The organism is Streptomyces sp. H39-C1, from assembly GCF_027158125.1.
Taxonomy (GTDB): domain Bacteria; phylum Actinomycetota; class Actinomycetes; order Streptomycetales; family Streptomycetaceae; genus Actinacidiphila; species Actinacidiphila fildesensis.
In genome coordinates, this window is sequence record NZ_JAPVLS010000099.1 from 1 (window position 1) to 15,952 (window position 15,952).

Sequence of the window (15,952 nt, forward strand, 5' to 3'; positions counted from 1 at the left end):
GCCTCATCGGCCGACAATGCATCGCCGCCGCCCTCCGGAGAAACGCCCGCGACGCCACCCGACCGCTGCACATTCTGGACATTCCATGATCGCGAACCGGTCATACCGACTTCACGCCGAAGCCCTGCGAGGAACCTCTCGCCGGAGGTGATGGCGACAAGGCCGTGGGTGTGGCTGGTCGAGAGAAAGATTTCCGCTTCGGGAGGGGTGCTCATGTCGGTGATCCTGAGTGTCAGCGGTGCGCGCGAGCTGGCAGTCCTGCAGCAAGCGCCGGCGGGCGCTGGCAGCGGGCTGGGGCGATGTAGGTTCCGCGATTTCCGGCTACCTCGGGTGTTGAGCGCAGTGAGCATTCATAGTCGTGGGGCTCGTCGCCCGATCATGAGCACTTGCCTCTGCGATCGATGCTTGGGTGGTCGCGGTGAGTAGCGGGCATCGCTTTGTGCGGGCAGGCTCGTGGCCATGGAAGAGATGGGGCTGCTCCTTCGAGGAGGCGGCTTTGCAAACCACGCGCGTGCCGACTCGCTGAGATCTGTGGCTGGAGGGGAGCTTCAAGTGTCATGACGATCGCCGGTTGGGGTAACCGGCGATCGTCGGCTATGTTGCGCCGTGACCGCGGCCCAGGCTTCTCGAAGGCGGATATTCGATCCCGCCCGGCGGTCATGAATGGCAGAATCGGCCCATGCGGGATCTCTTGCCTTCAGACGACTCAGACGCCGGGAACTCCGCTCTCGATACCAGCGTCATCCCACTTGGTGAGCGCGCCCTGCGGGGCGTTCTTGGGCACGTAGTCGCTGTTGGCGATGAGGCTGAGACGACCTACCTTGAGGTCAAGAGCCCTCTCGACATGAACAGCAAGGCGACTGCGGCCAAGATCGCAAAGTTCCTTCTGGGCGCAGCGAACCGGCGTCCGGGGGAGGCGGCCCGACACTTCCACGGCTACGCGGTCCTGGTCATCGGCGTACAGAAGAACAGTGCTCCCGGAGTGCCGCGTGGAACCGAGGCACACGAGCTTGAGGACCGACTCCGCCCCTACCTCGGGCCCCAGTTCCCGGCCTTCGAGTTCGGCAGGATCGGCATCGACTCCGATCACGAGGTCCTCTTCGTCATCGCCCAGCCGCCGGAGGATGGCCAGACGATCTTTCCGTGTCACAAGAGCTATCAGAGTGACGACCGCCGCGACAGCCTTGCAGACGGCGCGATCTACGTTCGAGGCACCAGCAACACGCGGCCTGCACGCTCCGGAGAGGTCCTCGCCCTCGTCGAGCGCGTCCGCCGGGGCGGGAGGCCACCGATTGACCTTGAGGTACAAGTGCTCGGTCCGATCTGCAGGGTCGACCGTGTGGACGAGGTCCTGGAGAGCTTGCGCTGCTATGAGGAAGAGCAGTTCAGCAAGCAGCCGACACCGGATGAAGGCACTCGCGGCTCGGCGCTGTTGACACTGCCGTCGAGCTTCCTTGGCAACCCGAAGCCGCTGTCGAAGCAGGACCGGGAGCAGGCGCTCGCCGCATGGCGGAGCAAGAAAGCCGAGCACATCGCCGAGGGGCGGGAGCACTTCCTAGGCGTCGGGATGTCGGGTGCCTGCGTCCAGGTGGTCAGCCGCGGTCGTTTCGTCTCCAAGCCGCACCTGATTCTGACGTTCCATAACTGCGAAGTGCTGGATTACCTCGATCCGGACGCCGCAGACTTGGAGAAGGTCGTCGAACCAGTGCTGGGGCGCCACATGCCGTTCCCGTCGAGCTTCGCCCCCTCGGCGATCCGACCCATCCCGCGGGGTTATCCCGTGACCTGGAGTACCCACGGCGGGGACGCCGAAGTTGTGCTCACTCCGGAGTCGTTCCGTCCGAACGTAGTTTGGACGAGCGACCAAGACGACTACGTCATCATCGCGAAGGACCCTGAGGCCAGTTCGGTGGAGGTCTCGTGGGAGCTGACCGAGGACGGCAACGACGCGGTGACCAGTGGTGAGCTCCGGGTGCCCACCGAGCCCCTCGTCGACGCGGCCGACCTGTTCAAGTCGGTCTTCCTCAGCACGGGCGAAGACCTCTGATAACGATCTTGTGGTGGGTCGTGGGGACCTGACGGACATGGCGTGGGAACGCGTAGCGCCCCTGTTGTCAGGTGTTGATGGTCGTACGCGGCCGTGACGTGATCATTGGCAGTGATTATCGGGGTGTTGTGGCGTTGGCGGACGGGTGCTTCGTGGCGTGAACTGCCAGAACGCAATGGGCCGTGGCAGACGGCCTGCGAGCGGTTCGCCCGCTGGGAGGCGGACGGAACCTGGTGTCAGCCACCACCTGAAGAAGCCGCGCGAGGCCGGTCTGCTCACTTCCGAGCGGCGTGGGACCTGGGCCTACTACAGGGTCGCGCCGTCCGTGCTGGCTGCGTTGTCCGGGGCGCTGGCGCCGACTGATTGATACGGCGCGGGCTTCGACGGCCCGGCTACGCTGCGAGGCCGCCGGCGCCGAGAGGTGTGGTTCAGCGCCACGCCGCCTGTTCATTGCTGAACGTCAGCAGGTTGTGGCGGGAACGGCCGGGGCGGGCGAGCTCGGCTGCAAAAGCCCGCACGAAGCAGCGGGTGTGGATGAACTCCAGCAGGAGCTGGCGTACCGCCGGGGAGTAGAGCGTCGCGGTCCGTTTCGTGCCGATCACTTTCATGACCGCTTCGCTATCGGGGTCAGCCGCGGTCAGCAGGATCTGCGCGGCCAGGCCGGTCTGGCGGAAGCTGTGCTGCAGCGCCTGCGCGCTCAGTGTGACCTCGACCAGGAGATGGTCGCAGATCAGGGCGGCCCGCTGCCCGGCGGGCAGCGGGTAGATGCTGTACGGGGCCAGGAGCGGGTCGCTGGCGGCAGCATCGTTCATCAGCACGCGCAGAGGCTGCATCGGCTGCGGCAGGTAGCGGGCAAGCGCCGCCTGATGCCGCTCCTCCGATTGCTGAAGTGCTGCGATCGGATCCGTCACCCCTCCGTGGAAGACCCGTACCACCCGGTCCCCGACGCGCGCGACGGCATGGCCGTCGCGTTCCGCGCGGTCGAAGACCGCCGTCAGCTCCCGCACATGGGTCCGCAGCTGCACGTGGGAGCGCACGATGAGCGCGCCGCCGTCGATGCCAGGTATTGGCTCGATCCCGTCGGCGACCAGCAGGGCGTGCTGGGCTTCCCGCCGCTGCTTGGCAGCCTTGGCCCGTGCTGTGCGGGTGGGCCGGGCCTTGACCTCGCACAGTTCCTGGTACCGGCTGTTGCGCACTTCGGTGACATCGCAGTGGCGCAGGACCGATGTCAGGTCGTTGAGTAGGGCGAACTTGCCGTTCTTTTGGTAGTAGTCGATGACCCGCCCGATCTCGTATCCGAGTCCGTCCTTGCCCACGAAGGGACCTGCGGGGTCGTGACGGGACAGGGCGATCATGTATTCGCGCCGGTAGCGGCATACCCGCCAGGCCAGGCCGTCGCCCACGCAGCGCAGCTGGCGCACCACCCGGTCGGCGACAATCCGTTCCCGCTCCCAGGCCCCGCGATCGGGGTCGTTCGGCCTGCAGGCCAGCACCCAGGGGGGAGCGGCGAAGTTGTGGGTGTCGGCATCCCGGGAGACCGGCCAGCCCGGCGATTTGCCTTGTCCCAGTCTCTTGAGCGCGCGGGTAATGTCCCCGGCGGCTTGCTGGGCGCGGTAGGAGGCGTGGAACAGCCGGGTCTGGAAGTTGAACAGCGCGCTCGGCTCGTGCCCGGCCGCATCCATCTCACGGAGCAGGGTGGTGACCATGGAGATGTTGCGTCGTTGTTCGGGATGGCACAGCACCGCGGACTGCGTGTGCGGGTCCAGAACAAGCAGCCGTGCCACGGGATCCATGTACCTATCGCCTCCGTGCCCTGTGTTCGCGCTTTACCGTCGGCGCATCCGCAGCGGAGAAGCATCCAGTCACCTGCCGGATACGGACGATGCTCCTCGCCGGAGCGTGCGTGCGCGAGCGATTTGCCAACGCCGCCAGGAACCCGCAGTTCAGGCGGCTTCCACGAGCGCGGCGACAGCACGGGCGGCGTCGCGGGCGGGGCGGCCGACGCTGATGAGCGTCGCGGAAGCCGGCCCCGTCCAGTCCCCGTAACCGAGCAGATGCAGGCGGGGCTCTTGGACGGCGCGAGTGCCGGCACTGAGGATGTGGCCGTCTCGATCGCGGAGACGGAGCGGGGCGAGGTGGGCGAGGGCTGGCCGGAAGCCGGTGACCCAGATGATCGCGTCCGCAGCGGTGCTGCTCCCGTCGGGCCAGATGGGGCCGTCCTCGGTGAGACGGGTGAACATCGGCACCGCCTGGAGCAGGCCGGCCTCGCGGGCGGCACGTACGGGCGGGACGGCGATGATGTCGCCGAGTCCCGCGGCGACCCCGGTGTCCGGGGTGCCGGTCTCCAGGGCGCGGCGGCGGGCGGTGGCGGCGTCGAACAGGGCGCGGCCGTCGATCTGCATCTTCTCGATCATCTCCGTGATCTCCTGATTGTCGGTCACACCCATCGCCATCCTCCGGCTGCGCACCCTGGTCCAGGCAGTCTTCCGCCCTAATGCGCAGATTGAAGTCTTGGTCGTCTGCGAAGGCGGAGCCGGTCACCCCCAGCAGCACAGAAACTCCCAGGCCGAGCCACGGATTCAACTCCACGAAATCCGCCAACCGCAGCCGACGTAAAGGCACTTCACGTACCGACGTGTCCTCGTACCGAATCGACGCCGTAGGAACCTTGCGCGTACGAGGGGCGCTGCCGGTGCTCCGTACTGCCATACCCAGGACGGCACGGAGGACGGGCACCACGCACTGGAGAAGACCGGAAAAGCATCGACAATGTCCGCTACGGTACGTAGTCATTGCCAATGGGACCGCGGATTTGTTAATCCATTGTCAATGGATCGCCTTCATTGTCAGCGAAGCGGCGGATCCTAGAGGCGAATGGTTGCGGAGAGCGGAGCGCAGGCTGCGGCCGTACTGCCAGGCATGCTCGCGAGCCGCCGCCTCTAACGCGTCATATCCACGCTGGGCCGTGAGCTGGCCAGCGTGCTTTCGATATCTGTAAACCGGAGTTGGCAGCAGAATTCCGGGGGCGAGATTCGATATGCCGACGGCCGTGCAGTAATCCTCACCTTGCACAAGGCCGCCCATCGGGGCGGCGCGTACGAGGTCGGTACGGGCCAGGATCGTGGTCGGCCCGATCGGGATGGTGTCCGCCGGGGACTTCCAGTACGTCCACACGTCGCCGGCCTCGTGCCGACCCGGTGGCGTGGGGCACCGCCACAGGCTGGTCGAGCCGTCCGGATACAGGTCCTCACTCCACCCCGCACACCAGCCCACCCCGGCTGACTCCAGGGTGTCCAGGCGCACGGACATGGCGTCGTCGGTGAACTCGTCATCGTCGTCGGCCCAGTTGCAGTACGGGGTTCGGACCTGGGCGAGGCCGAGATTGCGGGCGCAGGCGGCGCCGACCGGGCGGGGCAGCGCAAGGGTGCGGACTCGGGGGTCCTGGGCGAGCGGTGCAGGCAGGCGATCAGCAGAGACCCCGTCGAGCGCGATCAGGGCCTGCCAGGGGACGGACTGCCGGGTAAGGCTGGCGTGCATGGCGGTCAGGTAGCCGAGCCGGTCCTCGCGCAGCCGACTGGCGATGACGACGGTGATCAGGGGCGTGGTGTGCGGGGGCAGAGGAGTCTCCGGGGAACGAGGGGAGGGCTAGCGGCGCGTGGCGGGGCGCTGGATGCCGGTCTTGGCCGGGGCCGATGTGGGAGGGCCCAGGGGCGGCGTGTTCTGCACGGACCGGATGATCGGGGCGGGCTCGTCGCAGAACCAGAGCTCGCGATCGTCGCTGAAGAGGGTGCGCGGGTCGGTGGACCACTTCACGATCGGGCCGAGGTCCTGGTGGTACAGGCTGATCACCTCGATCCCCTGCTCGTGCAGGACGTAGCCCCACTGCATGCCCTGCGCGTCGGCGGTGTCGTCGGTGACGGTCATGCGCACCGGAGGGGAGCCGTCCGGGGTGATCACGTGGGCGAGCGCGCGGCTGGGCCACTGCGCGCCGCCGGTCAGCCCGGCGATGAGCGAGAGCGGGGCCCCGTCGAGAAGGTCGGTGCCCAACTCGTCCCAGCCAATGGCCACCGTGTCGATGAGGTGATGGGACATGGCTTCCAACTTGCGACGGAATCGGTGCTGGTAGGCGGTCAGGAGCAACGGCAGGTGGTGGCTGGGCACGCCGTCGACGTGGACGTAGATGCCGCTGTAGCCCGTGCGATCGGTGGGGCGGGCGATGAAGGCGCGTGTGGACAGGGAGGTCTCCAGGTCGGAGGTGGGTTGGGGCAGGTCAGCGCGCCGGGCGGTGCGGGGGAACCTGACCGGGTGGTGTGCTGCTCGGCGGGAGCGAGGGAGGGCCGGGGGCCTGGTTCTTGGACGTCGGCGCGGGGTCGTATGCGGCCCGTAGTGCTTCCAGGTCGGCGTGGTCGGCGATGGCCAGGGCGGACAGGCTGCGGCTGGCCGCTTCCAGGAGCAGCTTGGGTGGGGAGTCCTTCGCCGCCTCGCGGTGCTGACCGCGCCACTGGGCGGCGGCGAGGAGGTAGTCGCTCATCGCGCGGAGCGCGGGTTCAGCGGCGTCCAGGAGGCGGCTGGTGACGGCGTGGACCTCGGCGGGCGTCTGGGCCGCGGCGAGTGCAGCCAGGTAAGGGGCCGGGTCCGGGCTGGGTAGGGGTCCGTCCGGCAGCGGGTGCTCGGCCAGGAAGGGCGCGGCGTCCCGCCGAGCCCACCGCAGCAGGTCGGCGCGGGTGGCGATGCCGTAGCGAGCGGCGCTGATCTGTTCGGCGTCGCGGCCGGCGTTGTCGTACAGCTCGAAATCAGGGTGGGACACGAGTGCTCCTCGGCAGTGCAGGGCTTATGCGCGGTCCGACTGCCGGGGTGTGGACGGCGGGCCGGAGGCGTCGGTGCGGGCGCACGTGTAGCCGATCAGCCGGGAAGGGGCGCCCTTGGCGGGGACGGTGGCGGCGTCGTCGCACACGAAGGTGTATCGAATGGAGAGGCGCGGGATGTCGTGGAGCCAGGCCCGGTCGTCCTTGCCCGGGATGATCTCCAGCCCGGCGTGGGCGACGGTGTCGGTCTGGGTGTGGGTGTGGGAGAAGAGGATCAGGGCGCCCCCGTCGGTGGTCTTGAGCGCGTAGGCGTCCGGGAAGCTGTTGACGGTTCCGGCGAACACGCTGGTGCCCTGGGATCCGTACTGGCGGCCGGTCTCGACGTGAACCTTGATCTGCCGCTTGCTCGCCTCGGTCGGAGCGAAGACCTTCTGGCCGGTGGTGGTGCCGCCGGTGGCGAAGTTGTCGAGGACGCCGTTGCGCAGCAGGTCTGCGCCGGCGGCGAGCCGCGGGTCGTTGGGCGCCACCGCGGTGGCGTACCCGTCGGAGTCCAGCGCGATTGAAGGCAGGGTGCCGTTGTCGAGGTCGGTGACGGAGACCATCTCCCACCGCTGGTGTTCCGGCTGCTCGGAGAAGACGGCCAGCCGGGAGGGGGCCTTGCCCTTCGCGGTGGACAGCGCGGCGACGAACCAGCGGGACTGGCCGGCGGTGACCCGCGGGATGTACAGCCGGGCGCTCGCCAGGTCGTAGGACCACGGCGTGTAGGGCTTGCGCTCGGCCTTGGTCAGCCCGCCGTATTCCGTGTACTCCGCGAGCGACATGGCATACATCGAATCGTCTTCGATGGTGTTGAGCAGGGCGCGGTCGTCGGTGGCATTGGCCTTGTTGTTGATCACCGAGTAACGGGCGATGACGGCCTTGGCCTGGGCGGCGCTGAGGGCAGGTGCGGGCTTTGCCACGGAGCTGGTGGTGGGGGTCGGTGCGGCGGGGGAGGAGCTGCTGCCGTTGGTGCAGGCGGCCAGGGCCAGGGTGAGGCAGGCGGCGCCGGTGATCAGCGGCAGGGTGCGGCGGGCGATGCGGATACGGACTCCAAAGGTCAACGGGGTGTGGTCAGCGCGTACGGGGTGAAGAGCGGCTCACGGCCTGAGCGGCGGCAGGTGCCGGCGCACGTCGGGGTGTGAGCGGTGTCGGGGCGAGGTGGTCCGCGTCGAGGCGCAGTTGGTGTGCTGCCTGATAGAGGTGATCGCGGGCGCTGTTGAGCAGATGGTCGAGGGCGGAGCGGGTGACTTGCCGGGCATCGGCCTTCTTCGGCGAGCCCTGGAGAGGCGCGGCCTGATGCAGGAGGCCGGCGTGGGCGACGGCTGCCCCGAGATCGGCCACGACGCACCCCAGGGCGGCCACGGATTGCGTCAGCGCGGTGACTCTGCGCTGGGTGACGCCGTCCTTGGCGCCGGCATGGCCGCTGACGACCCGGTGCGCGAACGCGGCGGCACTGGTGACATGCATGATCAGTCCGGCGATGTCGTGGATCCGGTCTTCCAGCTCGTCGAGATTGTCATTGACGCAGTGCCGGGCGTTGGTGAAGGGCATGTTGTCGGCGGCCTGGTGGATGCGCTCGGCCAGGGACCGCAGTTGGCTCATGGCGTCGAGGTCGGACAGCCGGTGAACTCCGCGAGGCGCGCTCAGGAGCGGATCACCGATGGGACGTGCGGGCGGCCTGCCCCGAGGTGGGCGGGGGCGCAGGACTGCTGGTGGGGGCGGCGTGTCGTAGGTTCACGCCGATGCCCTTGGCCGTGAGCAGCCGGAAGACGGCCTGGAGACGGAGCATCCGACCGTTCTCGCTGTACGTGGCGGGCAGGAGGATCGCGGCCTGGTGCGGGTGGTACTGGAAACCGCAGGCGTAGAGCGTCGTGCGGGCCTGCTCGGGCACGCTTGCGTACGGTGCGCCCAGGGCCCCGTCCTCGTACACCGTCAAGGTGAGGACCTGGGCGACCTGCGGCGGTTCGGGCCGGTGCGGCGGCTCAGGCTGGTCTGCGGCGTTGTCGCGCACCACTTGCAGGGCCTGCTCGTAGCGGGGCAGGACCCGGCGGTCGACGCGGGCTGCCGCGCGCGCGGGATTGTTGGGGACGGCGATGCCGTTGGGCTCCGCGACCCCCTCGAAGTGATGCGGCTGAGTCTCGTCGTCGTCCGGGGCGAGCGGTGCGACGACGAACTGATGCGGGTAGTGCGGTCGGTCGGTGATGTAGAGCCGTTGCCCGTCCGGGCCGTGCAGGACGGCGTCGTGGGTCAGGACGTACTGGCTGACGATGTGCTGGACGTGGCCGAGGTCCCATAGCTGCTCGGTCCGGGAGAATTGGTCCGCGTACGTGGCGTGGCGTTGGTAGTCGCTGGTCCAGGTGCCGGGCAGCCGGGCGGCCAGGCCATTGGCGAATGTGGACAGATCGGTGCGGGGTGGGGTCATGGAGTCCTGGGGGCTTAGTGCGGTGTGCCGGCATCAGCGTGTGTGCCCCGGCGGTGCCGAAGGGAGGGCCGGCGGGGGAAAGGGTGAAGTCCGGGGAAGGGCCGCCGACGGTCGGGGCGCCGGCGGTAGCGGGGTCAGCGCCCGCATCCGGTCCTCGGCGACGTGCAGGACTTCCCCGAGGTTGCGGATCTCGGCAGCGGCGTCGGCGAGGTCGTAGGACAGGTCGAAGCCGTCGTCCTGCTCGGCTTCCTTGGCTTTCTCACCTGCTGCTTCGAAGAACTCGCCGAGCCGTTCCAGCAGGCCGTTGATCGGGTCCAGGATCTGGTGCAGCAGCGCGGCGGCCTCGGCGTGCGAGCCGGCTCCGTTGAGCTGGTCGGTGAGCGCGAGGAGAGCGTCGCCGTAGACGTAACCGGCGGTGCTGTCTGCGACCTCGGCGGGAGGTTCCGGTGCTTCGGGCTGGGCTGCGGTGGGCATGCTCGGGCTTCCGGTGGACGCGGGAGGCGCCGGCAACAGACTGAGTTGGGTGAGCCGTTGGTCGATGGCCTCGATCACCTGCGTGGCACTGCGGCTGTGGCGGGCTTCGGGACGTTCAGGGGCGCCGGGGTCGGTCGAGGGGACCGAGTCGTAGATCAGCTCGAACAACTCTGGTCTGTCGTGGTGTTGACGGGTCACGATCCACCCCTCGGGATCCCCCGGCGGATGCTCGGAGGCAGGCTCCTGCGGTGGGCCGATGATCAGGTAGCTGTTGTCGGGGAGCGATACGTGCACGATGTATGCGCTGAGACCGAACTCGATGTCGCACTCCATCCCGAGCTGTCGCAACGGTGTGGTGATGTGCGCGTGGCGCCCCCACAGCTCCCGCCACCAGGCGGTGTGCACGTTGCGGTGGTCGGGAAGCGGTGCGAGAGGCGAAGTGCCGGCAGGCACGCGGCGCGCGACGGGGAAGGAATCCGGAAACCCTTTGTCGTCAGCAGCCACGGTTGCGCCTGCGGGGAGTCAGTGCGCGAAGGCGCGGGGTCCCGGGGGGCGAGATGGGGCTGTTGCTCGGGTCGCGCTGGGGCGGTGGAGTCGAATTCGTAGGCGTCGTAGGCGCAGGGCAGGTCATGTTCCATCTGGGCTTCGTGATCGGCGATCTGTGCCATGTGGTGGCCGTGTTCGGCCTGGCTCTTCTGGTACTCGGCCCAGTCGGCGTCGCTGAAATGGGTGGGGCGGTTCAGGGGACTCCTTGGGAAGGGGATGCCGGGAGGGGTGCGCCGACGGGGGTTAGAAGCGGTGTGTGCCCGGCTTGGGCGGCAGAAGCGCCGGGCTGTCCGGTCGGGATGGCGTCGGGAAGAAACGGTGGAGGTCGAGGTGTTCGTCGAGTACCTTGACCGCGTCGCGCAGCGAGTCCGACGTGCGCCGCAGGTAGGCGCGCGCGGTGGCGTGGTCGATGACCATGCGGTTTTCCGCGTACTGCCGGTCGGTCGGGCCACAGGACCGGGGCAGGGCAAGGGCGGCCTCTGCCGTCTCGGCGAAGTGCGGTGCGGCGAAGGCCGACAAGGTGGCGGCCGTCGCCAGGTGGGCCAGGACGGCGCTGCCGGCGCGGTTCGTGCTGTGTGGAGTCTGGGTGAACTGGGCAGCCAGGTTGACGACTTCGTGGGAGAGGCCCTGTGCCTCGGCGGCATGCTGGATCAGTGAGGAAAAGTCCGGCGTTTGCGGAACACGCCCCGCGTCCGTGAGCAACCGCATCTGCTCAGCCGTGTCCTTGAGCCGAAGCACCAATTCCTGCAGTTGGTTGATCAGGCGAACCGTGTCGCCTCGGGGAATGAGCTGCCGCTCAATACTGGGATTCATGAACGCTTCGCTGTCCTTCTCCAGGGTGTGGGTTGGTTGCCCGACGGGCGAGGACGGAGCGAGCGGAGCCGGGACGAATGCCGGTCATGGCCGTCGGTGACGTGGCGTGCCGAAGCTGCCGAGATGTCATCGGGCATCACCGCTCTCGGACTTGCTCGAAGTCTGCAGCGTTCTGGGTGACCAGGGCGTAGAGGTGTACGGCGAGAACAAGGATGAGAGGCGCCACAACAGACATCCATGTGGTGGCGACGTCTGCGGGCTGCCACCTGCTCCCCGGGCTTTGACGTGTGCCTAGGACGCCGAGCACGAGGACCGTGATGCCACGAACGATGATCGCGAGTACCGCCATGGTCCACGCGGATGCTTCCTTGTTCTCGTCGGGACGCAGCCGTACCGCGGCGTAGATCGCGAAGGTGATGAAGCCGTCGATGACGCCGAGGAACAGGTAGGGGACAGGGGCTGGAGCGTTCGTCGTGGCTGCGAGTTGCTGCAGCAAGTTGAAGGCGAGTAGATAGGCGTAGGCGAGCGCGAGGAACCCGGCTGCTGAGGTGCTTTGCGGCAAGAACGGCCGAGGTAGGGCGGCCCGCGCGGTCGAGGCAGGTGGCGTGGTGGGGCTCGGCATGAGCGCACCTCCTTGGTGACGTTGACGTCGCAATTCGTGAACCCACGAGAGACTCAATGCATCCGAGCATCTGTGTCGAATAGCGACAATTCAAGTGCGTGCAGTTGGTGTTGGACGATGAAAGATCGTCCGGCGACCTTCCAGAGCCCGCGGCCCCGGTTGAGGTGCGCGATGGCGTCCATCTCGACGGAGGTCAGGCCGAGCAGCGAGGCCGCGGCGTGGAGCTGGTCGGTTTCCTGGCGGTAGATGATGCGGGTGCTGCAGTCGGCGAGGAGGCCCTCGGCCAGGGCGCGTCCGCGGGATCCGGCGTCGCCTGCGGTGAGCAGGTCGGACAGCCGGTGGATGACCATGAGGTTGGCGATGCCGAGGCCGCGGGAAAGTTTCCATTGGGCCTGCATGCGTTGCAGGAGGCCGGCGTGGCGCATGAGGCGCCATGCCTCGTCGTAGACGATCCAGCGCCGGCCGCCGTTGGGGTCGGTGAGCGCGGACTCCATCCAGGCGGAGGCGCAGGTCATGGCCAGGACCAGTGCGGTGTCGTCGCCGGATCCGCCTAGTTGCGACAGGTCGATCGTCAGCATCGGCGCGCTGGGGTCGAAGGTCACGGTGGAGGGGGCGTCGAACATGCCGGCCAGGTCGCCGTGGATCAGCCGTCGCATGGCGTGCGCCAGGTCGCGGGCCGCGTCGCCGAGTCGTCCCGACATCATTCCGGCGGCTTCGTCGAGGGCGGCGGGGTCGTTGAGGGTGGTGGCGACGTCGCCGAGGAGCGGGGTGCGGTTGGTGGCGGTGGCGCGGGTGACGGTGGCGTCGAGGGCGATGTCCAGGGCGGTGTGCTCCATGGGCAGCAGGTCCCTGCCGAGGACGGTCCGGGCGAGGGAGCCCAGCAGGAGCAGGCGCCGCTTGCGGATTTCCCCGACCCAGTCGGCCGCCGAGATGCTCGCCGGCCGCGGTGCCGCGTCCAGGGGATTGAGCCTGCCGGGCAGGCCAGGACCGAGGGCGACGGATGTCCCGCCCAGGGCCAGCGCCACTGCGGTCCACTCGCCCTTGGGGTCGCAGGGAACGTAGACGCGGTAGCCGAAGGCGACTGACCGCAGCGCGAACGATTTCGCCAGCGCGCTCTTGCCCTGGCCGATCACCCCGGCCAGCAGGATGTTCGGGTTGGTGAACCCGTCGATCTTGCCGTACAGGGCGAACGGGTCGAACACGAACGACGCTTCGGCGTGGACGTCGCGTCCGATGTAGACGCCTTCGGCGCCGAGGCCGCCTTCGGCGAGGAAGGGGTACGCACCGCCGGCCACGGCGGTCGTCATGCGGTGCGCGGGCAGCTTCAACCGGTTCCCGCGGGCCGAGGCGGCTCCGGGCCGACCGCTCGGGGGGTAGAGCGCGGCGGGTGCCACGTTCTCGGCGGGTGCGGTGCCTGCCGGATGGACGCTTGCATCGGCGTGGGCCTTGGCGGTGGCCTCCGCCAGTTGCCGCCGGGCGGCCTTGCGGCTGGCCCGGTCGCCTCCGTGCGGGGTGAACAAGGCGGACGCGGAAGCGCGGCGGGCAGGCCGGTTGGTCATCGGGTGCCCTCCATTCGGCGGCTCATCGAACGCAGGCCGTGGTGTGCGGACGCAGGTCGGTGGGGGTGGTCTTGCGGCGGATGCTGTGGCCGGCGGCCAGGTGGCGCTGGCAGATGGTCAGCACGGGTGGTCCTTCGAGCAGGCGCTCCGGATGGCACTCGCTCGCCTCGGCGCTTGGTGCCGCTGTGTTGTTGGGCAGCAGGTGGAAGGCCGAGTGGATCTCGGCGGTGGCCTGCCACAGGCGGGTGTGCGCGGTGATCAGGTGGCGGCCTGCGGCGGGGTGTGGTGGCCGGGTGGTCTCGGCGAGCTGGTCCAGGAGGCGGTGCAGGGCGGTGAGGTGCGCGTGCAGCACGTCGAGGTGCACACGATCCACCGGTACGGGAGGGATGGCGGTCGGCCGTGCCAGGGCGCGGGTGTGATAGCGGACTCCGGCGCTTGCGGCCCGGAGGTAGGGGTGCGCGTCGTCCGGACGCGTGCGATAGGTCAAAGGTGGTGGTCCTTCCTGCCACAAGGCAGGGCCGGCGGTGGGCGGGGGGTTAGTCAGCGCGAACGGCGCGGTGCCTTCGGCTTCGCCGCTGTGGCCGTGGGCTGGGTGGGGGAACGCTGGGCCAGGACGCGAGCCTGCTCGTGGCGCAGGTCGTTGTACGAGCCGGGGGCGCGGGCCCCGGGGTGGCTCTCCTCGGGCACCAACGCTGTGTCCCCGGGTGAAGGACTGTGAGCGCCTACGGCCGTGGCGTCTTGCAACCATGCTTGGAATGAGGGCAGTTCGTAGAGGGTGCGGTGGGCATCGTGGAGGTCGGTGGCATGGACGACGAACAGGAAGGGCTGTTCTCCGTCCTTGTGGCCGGGGCCGGTGAGTGCGGGGTGAAGGCGCGGCGGGTGGGGACGGCGGCCAGCAGTTCGAGGCGCTTGATCACGACGTCGAGGGTGTCGCTGGCCTCCATGGCCGTTGCTTCGCGCACCTCTTCGTACTCGGTGCGCTGTTCTTCGATCACGTCCCCGTCCGCTGTGCGGTGGGCGTCCAGTAGCTCCTGGTGACGATGCTGGATGGCCTGCAAGGGGGTGAGCAGGGCCAGGATCTCGTCCATCAGGTGGGGAGTGGGATCGGCGGCGGGAGGTGTCCGGGTCATAGGGCGGTCCGGGCGAGGGGAAGCGCGGCGAGAGTGAAAGCGTCGGGCTGCTGATAGTTCAGCCGCCGCAGGTCAACGCCCGAGGTGACGGCATGGGTTTCGATCTGCGCGCAGGCGGCGTCGAGGAGGGCGTCGGTCCCGGCCGTGACGGTGACCAGGCCGGTCAGGGCCACGTCCGCATGCCCGGCGATCAGCTGGCGCTCCCGCGTCTTGACGTCGGCGTACTCCACGGAGTCTTCTTCACTGTCGACCTGTCCCCGGCGGGCGCGTTCATTCGCGTCGGCGATGATGGCGGCTTTCTTCCGCTGGACGTCGCGCAGCGCGGACTCCAGCCCCTGCGGTGCGTAGATCAGGGACAGGGTGCGCCGTACCCCGGCCGTGAACATGATGCCGTGCAGGAATCCCGCTCCCATCTCGGTGCGGGGCCAGTTCTCCACCCAATACGTGGCGTGGCGGGCGGAGTCCGTGGCGAGCCGGTCGTACTCCTCGACCTGGACGACGGGTCCGGCGGCTGCGGGGTCCGCTTCGGCGCGACCGGCCGGGGACCACTGCTGGAGCGCGGCGAGGGCCTTGGGGTCGTAGGCGGTGCGGATGACGGCGGCGATCTCGCGCGAGCTCAGCCAGCCCGTCACCATCAGTCCGGCGTTGCGGGCGGCCTGGGCGATGGACGTGGTGGTCTGCCCCATGACGGTGAACGCACCCGGCAGTCCGCCGCCGGCCTGTGAGATCAGGCGCTTGGCGGCTTTGAGGTTGAGGGAGATGGCGAGGTAGGTCTCGTGCGGGGCGGCGGCGGGGCCGGCCGAGGAGACCAGTTCGGAGTAGATCTGCCCGGCGACCGGCGTCTGGGGCTGACCGTTGTGGGCCCAGTGTCGGGTAAGGGTGTCTCCGCTGTCCGGCACCGTCCGCTCCAGCACTTGCACGGTGGCGATATGCCCGATGCGGGCGATACCCGCCAGAGCCCGGCCCCAACTGCTGACGTTGTGGTTCTGGGTGGCGGGGTCGAGCAGCGCGAAAGCGCGGCTGGTGACGCGGGCAACGGCGGTCAGGGTCTGGCGGTGCGGGTCGTACACGGCGGCAGCGCCGTTGGCGGAATCGCCGGGGGTGACGACCCTGAGGGAGGCGGCGGTTCCGGGCAGGTGCAAGATGCCGTCCTGGCGGGGCCGGGTGACGGGCCGCGCGAGCCATAGGGTCTGGCCGGTGCGGCGGCGGTGTGCGTAGCGGGCGACGATCGGCGCCCAGTCGATCAGCGAGCGGCCGTGTCGGCGGATCACGACGAGCGCACCTGCCGCAGCCCACAGCGGGGCGAGGGCGACGGCGCCGAGCAGCCCGGTGGAGACCACCGTCATCAGCAGCAGCGCCAGCATGCTGGATACCAATAGGAGTTGCGGGAGGGAGAGTCCGAGGAGGATGCCGCGGCGGGACCGGTGCGGGAACTTCACCGTGACCGGGGCGACAGAAAGGTCAGTCAAGGGGCGGGTCCTGGGGTCGCGGATGG

17 protein-coding genes and 3 pseudogenes are annotated in these 15,952 nt (G+C 68.9%); 3 read left to right on the forward strand and 17 right to left on the reverse strand.

The features are described 5' to 3' along the window. The coding region (locus O3W51_RS40135; RefSeq protein WP_269288751.1) for a hypothetical protein at positions 1-215 on the reverse strand (215 nt) is incomplete at its 3' end. Positions 216-679: 464 nt separating this feature from the next. On the opposite strand from O3W51_RS40135, the gene O3W51_RS40140 reads away from it, so the two are divergent. From O3W51_RS40140 to O3W51_RS40150, 3 genes and pseudogenes are all read left to right on the forward strand, one after another. Further along, positions 680-2,047 (forward strand): hypothetical protein, encoded by a 1,368-nt coding sequence (locus tag O3W51_RS40140; protein WP_269288753.1) that lies wholly within the window; start codon positions 680-682, stop codon positions 2,045-2,047. Between the two features lie 10 nt (positions 2,048-2,057). Further along, positions 2,058-2,287 (forward strand): annotated as a pseudogene (locus O3W51_RS40145) (transposase); the annotation flags it as partial. Then, positions 2,271-2,414, forward strand: a pseudogene (locus O3W51_RS40150) (transcriptional regulator); the annotation flags it as partial. The pseudogenes O3W51_RS40145 and O3W51_RS40150, both read left to right, overlap by 17 nt. A 61-nt stretch (positions 2,415-2,475) precedes the next feature. Here the strand turns inward: O3W51_RS40150 and O3W51_RS40155 are convergent. The 16 genes and pseudogenes from O3W51_RS40155 to O3W51_RS40230 all read right to left on the reverse strand — a co-directional run bounded on the left by O3W51_RS40155 (position 2,476) and on the right by O3W51_RS40230 (position 15,926). Further along, positions 2,476-3,729: a hypothetical protein gene (locus tag O3W51_RS40155; RefSeq protein ID WP_269288755.1), complete on the reverse strand. Its 1,254-nt coding sequence runs from the start codon at positions 3,727-3,729 to the stop codon at positions 2,476-2,478. A gap of 261 nt (positions 3,730-3,990) precedes the next feature. Further along, positions 3,991-4,443 (reverse strand): annotated as a pseudogene (locus O3W51_RS40160) (pyridine nucleotide-disulfide oxidoreductase); the annotation flags it as partial. A 430-nt stretch (positions 4,444-4,873) separates the two neighbouring features. Continuing rightward, positions 4,874-5,644 (reverse strand): glycosyltransferase family 2 protein, encoded by a 771-nt coding sequence (locus O3W51_RS40165; RefSeq protein ID WP_269288802.1) that lies wholly within the window; start codon positions 5,642-5,644, stop codon positions 4,874-4,876. Positions 5,645-5,692: 48 nt separating this feature from the next. Further along, positions 5,693-6,208, reverse strand: coding sequence for a hypothetical protein (locus O3W51_RS40170; RefSeq protein WP_269288757.1), 516 nt, complete (start codon positions 6,206-6,208; stop codon positions 5,693-5,695). Positions 6,209-6,317: 109 nt separating this feature from the next. Further along, a complete protein-coding gene (locus O3W51_RS40175; protein WP_269288760.1) occupies positions 6,318-6,854 on the reverse strand; it encodes a hypothetical protein in 537 nt (178 codons plus the stop codon). 24 nt (positions 6,855-6,878) lie between these two features. Continuing rightward, positions 6,879-7,952: a hypothetical protein gene (locus O3W51_RS40180; protein WP_269288763.1), complete on the reverse strand. Its 1,074-nt coding sequence runs from the start codon at positions 7,950-7,952 to the stop codon at positions 6,879-6,881. Positions 7,953-7,962: 10 nt separating this feature from the next. Then, positions 7,963-8,493, reverse strand: coding sequence for a hypothetical protein (locus O3W51_RS40185; protein WP_269288764.1), 531 nt, complete (start codon positions 8,491-8,493; stop codon positions 7,963-7,965). A gap of 52 nt (positions 8,494-8,545) precedes the next feature. Next, positions 8,546-9,313 carry a hypothetical protein gene (locus O3W51_RS40190; RefSeq protein ID WP_269288765.1) on the reverse strand — a complete coding sequence of 256 codons (768 nt, stop codon included), beginning with the start codon at positions 9,311-9,313 and terminating at the stop codon, positions 8,546-8,548. Between the two features lie 33 nt (positions 9,314-9,346). After that, positions 9,347-10,192 (reverse strand): hypothetical protein, encoded by an 846-nt coding sequence (locus O3W51_RS40195; RefSeq protein ID WP_269288767.1) that lies wholly within the window; start codon positions 10,190-10,192, stop codon positions 9,347-9,349. A gap of 384 nt (positions 10,193-10,576) precedes the next feature. Further along, positions 10,577-11,146 (reverse strand): hypothetical protein, encoded by a 570-nt coding sequence (locus O3W51_RS40200; protein ID WP_269288768.1) that lies wholly within the window; start codon positions 11,144-11,146, stop codon positions 10,577-10,579. 136 nt (positions 11,147-11,282) lie between these two features. Beyond that, positions 11,283-11,768: a hypothetical protein gene (locus O3W51_RS40205; protein WP_269288769.1), complete on the reverse strand. Its 486-nt coding sequence runs from the start codon at positions 11,766-11,768 to the stop codon at positions 11,283-11,285. 53 nt (positions 11,769-11,821) lie between these two features. Then, positions 11,822-13,327, reverse strand: a complete 1,506-nt coding sequence (locus O3W51_RS40210; protein WP_269288771.1) for a VirB4 family type IV secretion system protein — start codon at positions 13,325-13,327, stop codon at positions 11,822-11,824. Between the two features lie 22 nt (positions 13,328-13,349). Continuing rightward, complete coding sequence (locus O3W51_RS40215; RefSeq protein WP_269288772.1) at positions 13,350-13,814, reverse strand: DUF6238 family protein; 465 nt, start codon at positions 13,812-13,814, stop codon at positions 13,350-13,352. 53 nt (positions 13,815-13,867) lie between these two features. Next, positions 13,868-14,014 (reverse strand): hypothetical protein, encoded by a 147-nt coding sequence (locus O3W51_RS40220; RefSeq protein WP_269288773.1) that lies wholly within the window; start codon positions 14,012-14,014, stop codon positions 13,868-13,870. 35 nt (positions 14,015-14,049) lie between these two features. Continuing rightward, complete coding sequence (locus tag O3W51_RS40225; protein WP_269288775.1) at positions 14,050-14,457, reverse strand: hypothetical protein; 408 nt, start codon at positions 14,455-14,457, stop codon at positions 14,050-14,052. Continuing rightward, complete coding sequence (locus tag O3W51_RS40230; protein WP_269288777.1) at positions 14,454-15,926, reverse strand: SCO6880 family protein; 1,473 nt, start codon at positions 15,924-15,926, stop codon at positions 14,454-14,456. Before O3W51_RS40230 ends, O3W51_RS40225 begins: the two co-directional genes overlap by 4 nt. Positions 15,927-15,952: the final 26 nt, after the last annotated feature.